We start from the raw sequence: 8,336 nt of genomic DNA on the forward strand, positions 1-8,336 counted from the left end.
GTGACTGGTGTCCTTAAAGTGTTAACTCAGCACTCAGCACTTTTAACTCAGCACTTTTAACTCAGCACTGCTATACACTCAGCACTCAGAATTACATCTGGCTTCCGAGGTTAAAACTTCCATGTCTGTGCCGCTACTGCGCCTCAGCAATAACTTTGATACTTATATTAGTGGTGAGGTAACTATTCATCCAAGCGCGGTACTTGCACCTGGGGTGATCCTCCAAGCGGCTATAAACAGCAAGATCGTCATTGGGGCAGGGGTCTGTATTGGCATGGGAGCAATTCTCCAAGTCCATGAAGGCACTCTAGAAGTAGAAGCAGGTGCAAATCTGGGAGCCGGTTTTTTGATGATTGGCAAAGGCAAAATTGGCGCAAATGCTTGTATTGGTTCAGCAACTACAGTTTTTAACTGTTCGGTTGAACCTGGACAAGTAGTACCGCCTGGTTCAATTTTAGGAGACACCAGTCGGCAGATTGCCCCAACAAAGCAACTAGAGCCATCGACAAATAACCCAACTTCTATTACAAATGCACCACCACCGAAGGAAGAAGAAAATGGCTCAAGTGGAATTAAGGAAAAGGAAATTTCCTCAACTAACTTCTCAGCTTCGGCTTTTGTAGATTTCAAACAAAATAAGTCAATTTCTTATTTTAAATCTCCCGCCACTCCAGAAAGTCAGTCTCCTCCGGTGCAGGAACCGACGAATGACGCTGACTCAACTTTGAAAGAAGCCGCCCAACCTTCTACAGAACAGAACTCAGTCCCCAGTCAGCCAACCACAGAATCTCCTAACGGTTTTGGGACTCAAATTTATGGACAAGGGAGCATAAGCAGACTGTTGACTACACTGTTTCCTCATAGACAATCCTTGAGCGACCCAAACTCTGACGATTAGTCAGAGTAAGTGTTAATTGTAAGGTGTCGGCTTTTTCCGTATTTTGGAGAGTTCATCATGGAAACATATAATCAACGGCCTATTCGCACCATCCAGGGAGCGAGTAGTCAAGAAACCTTTCAAGATACTGCTTTGGGTTTAGTTTCTACCCGCAGCTTTCCTGCGATCGTTGGGACGGCGGATATGATGCTGAAATCGGCGGGAGTTCACCTCGTTGGCTATGAAAAAACTGGTAGTGGTCATTGTACTGCGATCGTCCGGGGTGGAATTGCTGACGTGCGTTTGGCGGTAGAATCTGGTGTGCAAACGGCTGAACAGTTTGGTCAGTTGGTTTCTAGTTTGGTGATTCCTCGACCTTATCCGAACCTAGATATAGTACTTCCCATCACAACCCGTTTTACTAAATTAATGCAAGAGGGCAATTATAGCCGTCTGAGTAATCAAGCAATTGGTTTGGTAGAAACGCGAGGGTTTCCCGCGATGGTCGGAGCGTGTGATGCCATGCTCAAAGCTGCCGATGTTTATTTAGCAGCTTATGAAAAAATTGGTGCGGGTTTGTGTACAGCTATTATTCGGGGTTCCGTAGCAAATGTGGCGGTAGCAGTGGAAGCAGGAATGTTTGAAGCAGAACGGATTGGGGAATTGAATGCAGTGATGGTAATTCCTCGACCTCTGGATGAAATGGAGTTAACTTTGCCATTGGCAAGCTGCTGGATAGAAGAACGCGAACCGTTAAACTTACCAGTGAATATTAAAGAACAAGTTGCGGAAATCGAGGTACTAAGATTACCAGACTTAACCAAGCTACCTACAAAAGTTCAAGAAGAATTATGGAATGATGAATGATGAGGGATGAATTTTGAAAAATCATCATTCAGCATTCACCGTTTAGATGGAAGGCATCTTACGCTTTATCTGTTCTGATAATACCTTCTTAGAACCATAAATAAAATACCTTTATTTTAATATAAATGATAGAGTTTTATCTATAAATAAAACTCGTAACTTTCTGTGAGCATCACTGTATCATTTGCCAGTGTTCAGCAATACTAGTTTTATATCTATTAATCGCCATATACAGGAGAATCACCCTTGAACCAAGCGACGCTGCACCAGTTAAAGGTGTTCGAGGCGGCGGCACGGCACAGTAGCTTTACTCGTGCTGCTGAGGAATTGTTTCTCACCCAACCTACAGTTTCTATGCAGATCAAGCAACTAACAAAATCGGTAGGTTTGCCATTATTTGAGCAAGTGGGGAAGCGATTGTATCTGACGGAGGCAGGACGGGAATTATTTGCTACTTGTCGGCAGATTTTTCATAATATAGCCCAGTATGAAATGAAGGTGGCAGATTTAAAAGGGCTAAAACAAGGACAATTACGTTTGGCAGTAATTACAACAGCAAAATATTTTATCCCACGTTTGTTAGGGCCATTTTGCGAACTTTATCCAGGAATTGATATCTCACTGCAAGTAACAAATCACGAACAAATTTTAGAACGGATGAGTCAGAATCTGGATGACTTATATATTATGAGTCAAATTCCAGACAATATAGATGTAACTTGTGAACCATTTCTAGAAAACCCTTTGATAGTGTTTGCACCGAATAATCATCCTTTATCCAAAGAAAAAAATATTCCTATCCAACGTCTGTCTAACGAACCTTTTATTATGCGAGAACCTGGTTCAGGAACTCGTCGCGCCGTCCAAGCGCTATTTGAAGAACAAGGGGTAACGGTAAAAGTCAAGCTAGAATTGGGAAGCAATGAAGCAATTAAACAAGCGATCGCAGGTGGTTTAGGTATTTCTGTTTTATCCCGTCATACTTTACTATCAGATGTTTCAGAGTTTAGCATTTTAGATGTACAACACTTTCCCATTCAGCGAAGTTGGTACATGGTTTACCCCTCTGGCAAGCAGCTATCTATCGTCGCTCGTGCCTATTATGAATATCTACTAGCTGCGGCAAAGAATTTTGTAGAGCAAAAGGCTGATCCGGCTTATAGTACCCTTGAACCAACTCACGGTTAAAATAATTACGAATTACCTAAAGGGGGGTTGACGGTTAGACCGGGAAACATTGACAATTAACCAGCATAATCATTAAAAATGGGGGAAAACTGGCAGTGGTTAACCCGGAAATACCGTCTTGGCGCAAAACAGTACAAAGCGAGATTGTAGCTGTTACCGTGTATGCTGACAGAGCATTGGTTACACGGCGGGGTGTAGTTGATTTAACAGGGATTGAACAGGAATTAGTAATTACCCCAGTGCCAATGACTCTAGAAACTGAGTCTGTCAGGGTTAGCGGCAAAGGTACGGTAGGGGTGCGCTTGGTGGGAGTTAGTAGCGATCGCATTTACACTACTGAACCCGTAGCGGAGCGAGTAGCACATTTAACCAGGCAAATTCAGCAATTAGAAGCAGAAAAACGCCATCTACAAGCCCAGGTGGATGCTTTAGCATTGCAATCTAGTTTTATCGCCGGCTTACGTGAAAAAACCGAAGAACCATTTTCCCAGAGTTTGTCTCGAAAAAATCTCAGCCTCAGCGAAACATTAGATTTTTTAAACTTTCTCGGAAGCCAGTATAGTGAATATGCGATCGCATCTGGAGAGTGCAAAACCCAACAGCAGGAATTAGACAAACAACTCCAAGCACTCCACACCTCATTGCAAAAAATCCAAACACCCCATCCCAAAGAGAGTTTTAGCTTAGTTGTTGCCGTTGAAGTAACGGGTGAAGGCGAATTTGAATTAGAAGTATCTTACATAGTAAATCGGGCTAGTTGGAATCCGCTTTATGACTTGCGCTTTAGCACTAACAGCGATATTGTACATCTGAGTTATCTTGCAGAAATAACTCAAAGCACTGGCGAAGATTGGATTGGTGCAAATCTCACCCTTTCTACCGCCAAACCGGGATTAGGGACACTTCCACCCAAACTTGAACCCTGGTATATTGATGCGCCACGTCCCCAAATGTTACCACGACGACGATTTGCTGCCCAGCCGCCACTGTTGCCTAGCATACCAGAACCACCTGCTTCTGCTGCCAGAACAGATTGGCAAGAAGAAGATGAAGTTGCCGAAGATAGTCTCATCTCAGCAGAAACCGTTACAGCCGAAGTATCCAAAGAAGGAAGTGTAGTTACCTTTAAATTGAATGGTGGTGGTAATATTCCCAGTGATGGCGCACCCCATAAAACTACGATTTTCAACGATGATTATCCTTGTAGCTTCGATTATGTGGCAATGGCGCGCTTGGTAAGCTTTGCTTATCTACAAGCAAATGTGAAAAATAATCCCAACGGTGCGACTTTGTTACCAGGTAAAGCGAATATTTTCCGCGACAACGTTTTTGTCGGTACTACTGGGTTGGAGAATATTGCACCGGGGCAAGAATTTAAACTGAACTTAGGAATTGATGAAGGTTTAAAAATAGAGCGCGAATTAGTTGAGCGTCTGGTAGATAAAAGATTAATTAGCAACCAACGTCGGATTACTTATAGTTATCGGTTGATAATTACTAATTTACTCGATAAAGAAATAAATCTAAAACTCACTGAACAATTGCCAGTTAGCCGCAACGAGCAAATTAAAGTCCGTCTGAGTCGCAGCAATCCACAAATTCAAATTGGTGAAATGGGGATTTTAGAATGGCAGTTAACTCTTCCACCCCAAGAGCGACGAGAGGTATATTACCAGTTTAATGTTGAACATCCACCTGACTTAATGGTAGTTGGGTTAGATATTTAGGGTTCATAAAAAAAGGGATAAGCCCAAAAGCCTATCCCCTAAAAAAATCAACTAATCAATGTATCAAGTTCCACTTGTCCAAGAATTAATGTACTCAATTTGATCAGCAGTTAAGCTATCAATTGTGATACCAATAGCTTCCAACTTCAATCGAGCAATTTCTTGATCAACTTCAAGAGGAATGGAGTGCAAACCAGGTTCCAACTTACCCTTATTCTTCACCAGGAATTCACAAGCCAAAGCTTGGTTCGCAAAACTCATATCCATTACTGCGCTGGGGTGTCCTTCAGCCGCAGCTAGGTTAATCAAGCGTCCTTGTCCAAGAACGACGACTGATTTACCATTTTTCAATTTGTACTCTTCGGTGAAAGGACGAACATCTTTGACTTCCTTAGCTTGTGCAGCCAAGTATTTCAAATCAAGTTCTAAGTCGAAGTGACCGGAGTTACAAACGATCGCACCGTCTTTCATGACATCGAAGTGTTCACCGCGAATGACGTGCTTGTTACCAGTCACAGTAATAAAGATATCACCTTCAGATGCAGCTTTAGCCATTGGCAGGACGCGGAAGCCATCCATTACGGCTTCAATTGCCTTGATGGGGTCGATTTCGGTGACGATGACGTTAGAACCCATCCCACGGGCGCGGAGGGCTGTACCTTTACCACACCAGCCATAACCGACGACAACAACGTTCTTCCCAGCCAACAAAATATTTGTGGCGCGGATGATGCCATCTAGGGTTGATTGCCCAGTACCATAGCGATTATCAAAGAAGTGCTTGGTATCAGCGTCGTTGACGTTGACTGCGGGGAAGGTGAGAACGCCTTCTCTAAACATGGCGCGTAAACGCACGATACCGGTTGTGGTTTCTTCGGTGCTACCAATCAAATCAGCGATTTGGTGTTGGCGGTGTTGGATTAAAGCCGCAACTACATCGCTACCGTCATCAACAATAATGTTGGGGCGATGATCTAAAGCTATTTGAACGTGGCGGTTATAAGTTGCGTTATCTTCGCCTTTTTGAGCAAAGACGGGAATTTCATGATCGGCGACGAGGCTAGCTGCTACGTCATCTTGCGTTGATAAAGGGTTGCTAGCAATTAAAAGCGCGTCTGCACCACCGGCTTTCAGAGCGATCGCCAAATGTGCTGTTTCTGTCGTAATATGGGCGCAAGCTACAAGGCGTAAACCAGCGAAGGGCTTTTCAACAGCAAAGCGATCGCGGATTTGCCGCAAAACTGGCATTTCGCGTCCAGCCCATTCAATACGCTGTCTTCCCAAGGCTGCTAGGCCGAGGTCTTTAACCTCGTGCTTTAATCGGGGAGAAGTTGCGGTCATCAAAAGTTTCCTCAAAAAGTTAAAAAAGTTACGTAAAATTTACGCACCATACTAGGGTATTCTACTACTGGCAATTTTTGCTTGAAAGAAAGCAAATTACTAGTTAATAGCCCTCAAAACTAGCTTGACGTTTGATCGGCGGAATGTCAACTTCATCCCCAGGTTCGGATTTTTTGTTTTACCTTTAGTAAGAGTAAGACTCTGATCAAGCTTACATACATATTTTAAATCTATTGTCATCTGTCTAAAGATGGATGATAACCAAAAAAACATCGACTTTTTATCATCTAAAGGGAAAACCTCAACTTTAGATAGGTACATCTACCCAAAGTAATTGCGGAGGATGGTTAGAGAAGAAGTCATTAGTTGATTTTAATCAAGGAGGTGTATGAGTGCGATTTCAATTTTTGGCGTTGGCTTTGCCCGCCGTAGGCATCGCCAGTTCAATAGCTATAGGCGTTGTATCTGTGCCAAAAGCCACAGCCCAGATTCCTTTGTTACCGCAGCTGCAAGCTCCCAGCAGTGTGAGTAATGATTCCGATAACAGAGTTGTTTCAGGCTGGATTTATTTAGATGGCCGTCGGTTATTTCAAATAGCGGCAACAAAAACCAACTTTCCTGAGCGTTCAGAATATATTCAAAAGAAGTTGGAGAAAATTGGTCAAAATTACTTTAAATCACCAGAAAAAACCGCAGTTAAGGTAGAAGTTCGCCAAGTCAACGAATTACCAGTAATTTATGTCAACGGTCAATATCTGATGACCGTTACTTCTGAAGATGCTGGACTGCGACAGGTAGATATATCGACATCGGCAAATCAAGTCAAAGAATCGTTACAAGAAGACTTACAACAAGCAAAGCAAGAAAGACAAACTCAATCTTTAATCGACCAAGGTAAAATTGCTGCCGGTATCGCGCTGGCAATGGCGATCGCAAGTTGGGGGGTATATAGCTGGCAGCGACGTTCTCAAAAGGATTTAGAACACCCCATTACCTCCCAAGCCCAAAGGGAATTTAACTATTCAACACCAGCAGATCAAGCAATTACAACACAACTAAATCAACGACAACAGCAACATTTACAAGAAGCCAAGAGACGATTGTTTCAGCTAAGTCAAGCTGGAATTTGGGGAGGTGGAAGCTTCTTTATTTTGGGTCTATTTCCCTATACACGAGGTTTTCAGGTAGCAATTCTCACAGCCGCCCAATTTCCTTTGCGATTAGGTGTCGTATGCCTGGGAACCTATGTAGCAATCCGTTTAACCTACGCATTGATTGACCGCTTCGCCTCCACTCTAATCAGCAGTGGTGCTTTCCTCACCCCAGAAAGTTCTGCACGGTTGCAACTGCGAGTTTCTACATTTTCTGGCGTGACTAAAAGCATCACTACTGCGATTTGGGTAGGAGTAGGCTTCTTACTAGCGCTGGTATCCTTGGGGATAGATATCGTTCCCTTGCTAGCGGGTGCTAGTTTGGTTGGTGTTGCATTGTCTTTGGCATCGCAAAACTTAATTAAAGATGCAATTAACGGTTTCTTGATTATTTTAGAAGACCAGTACGCTTTAGGCGATGTGATTACAGTGGGAGACGTGGGAGGCTTAGTCGAAAATCTGAATCTGCGGATGACCCAAGTACGGGATTCCGAAGGGCGCTTGATCACCATTCCCAATGGTGAAATTAAAATTGTTGCCAATCTTTCTAGTCGTTGGTCACGAGCCGATTTAACAATTCCCATCGCCTACCAAGCCGATACAGAAGAGGCTTTGAAGTTGATTGAAACTATTGCCGATAAGATGAATCAAGAAATGCAATGGCAGCGTCAAATTTTGGAACCGCCGCAAGTTTTGGGAATAGATCAATTTGGCGATCGCGGTTTAATTATTCGTGTCTGGATAAAAACACAGCCCCTCAAGCAATGGGATGTAGCACGAGAACTTCGCCGCCGTCTGAAAGTTGCCCTAGACGAAGCTGGAATTTCCATCTCAGTGCCTCAACAAGCAATTTGGGTCAATGACGATCACTTGTTAAATTTTCCGAGTAATGGCAAAGCTCATTAGAAATTTTGCTTCATTACCGCATTTTTCAGTTGATTAGACCAAACCCTGACCTCTCGTAGCTGGAGACTGGGGAGACAAGGGGGACAAGGGATACAAGGGAGACAAGGGAGACAAGGGAGACAAGGGAGACAAGGGAGACAAGGGAGACAAGGGGACAAGGAGATAAACTCTTGTACAGACGCGATGAATCGCGTCTCTACTCCTAACTCCTAACTCCTAACTCCTAACTCCTAACTCAGCACGGGCTAAACCTTAGCTATCCGCTAACAGCACTCCTAA

6 protein-coding genes are annotated in these 8,336 nt (G+C 43.5%); 5 read left to right on the forward strand and 1 reads right to left on the reverse strand.

Annotated features, from left to right (window positions below; translation table 11 throughout):
- Positions 1-121 precede the first annotated feature (121 nt).
- From HWQ37_RS29505 to HWQ37_RS29520, 4 genes are all read left to right on the forward strand, one after another.
- A complete protein-coding gene (locus tag HWQ37_RS29505; RefSeq protein WP_292753958.1) occupies positions 122-898 on the forward strand; it encodes an LbetaH domain-containing protein in 777 nt (258 codons plus the stop codon).
- Positions 899-955: 57 nt separating this feature from the next.
- On the forward strand, positions 956-1,744 hold the full coding sequence (locus HWQ37_RS29510) for a BMC domain-containing protein (protein ID WP_292753959.1): 789 nt from the start codon (positions 956-958) through the stop codon (positions 1,742-1,744).
- A gap of 246 nt (positions 1,745-1,990) precedes the next feature.
- Positions 1,991-2,932 carry a LysR family transcriptional regulator gene (locus tag HWQ37_RS29515; protein ID WP_292753960.1) on the forward strand — a complete coding sequence of 314 codons (942 nt, stop codon included), beginning with the start codon at positions 1,991-1,993 and terminating at the stop codon, positions 2,930-2,932.
- Positions 2,933-3,027: 95 nt separating this feature from the next.
- Positions 3,028-4,659, forward strand: a complete 1,632-nt coding sequence (locus tag HWQ37_RS29520) for a mucoidy inhibitor MuiA family protein (RefSeq protein ID WP_292753961.1) — start codon at positions 3,028-3,030, stop codon at positions 4,657-4,659.
- 63 nt (positions 4,660-4,722) lie between these two features.
- On the opposite strand, the gene ahcY is transcribed toward HWQ37_RS29520, so the two are convergent.
- Positions 4,723-6,000, reverse strand: coding sequence for an adenosylhomocysteinase (gene ahcY / locus HWQ37_RS29525; RefSeq protein ID WP_292753962.1), 1,278 nt, complete (start codon positions 5,998-6,000; stop codon positions 4,723-4,725).
- A gap of 392 nt (positions 6,001-6,392) precedes the next feature.
- Here ahcY and HWQ37_RS29530 point away from each other — a divergent pair, with 392 nt between their 5' ends.
- On the forward strand, positions 6,393-8,057 hold the full coding sequence (locus HWQ37_RS29530; RefSeq protein ID WP_292753963.1) for a mechanosensitive ion channel family protein: 1,665 nt from the start codon (positions 6,393-6,395) through the stop codon (positions 8,055-8,057).
- Positions 8,058-8,336: the final 279 nt, after the last annotated feature.

The sequence above is a fragment of the Nostoc sp. NMS4 genome, assembly GCF_017115095.1.
GTDB lineage: Bacteria > Cyanobacteriota > Cyanobacteriia > Cyanobacteriales > Nostocaceae > Nostoc.

Excerpts from the sequence above, each read along its gene's own strand:
- HWQ37_RS29510 (WP_292753959.1), top strand. The coding sequence starts at position 956 with ATGGAAACATATAATCAACGGCCTATTCGCACCATCCAGGGAGCGAGT.
- ahcY (WP_292753962.1), bottom strand. The coding sequence starts at position 6,000 with ATGACCGCAACTTCTCCCCGATTAAAGCACGAGGTTAAAGACCTCGGC.
- HWQ37_RS29505 (WP_292753958.1), top strand. The coding sequence starts at position 122 with ATGTCTGTGCCGCTACTGCGCCTCAGCAATAACTTTGATACTTATATT.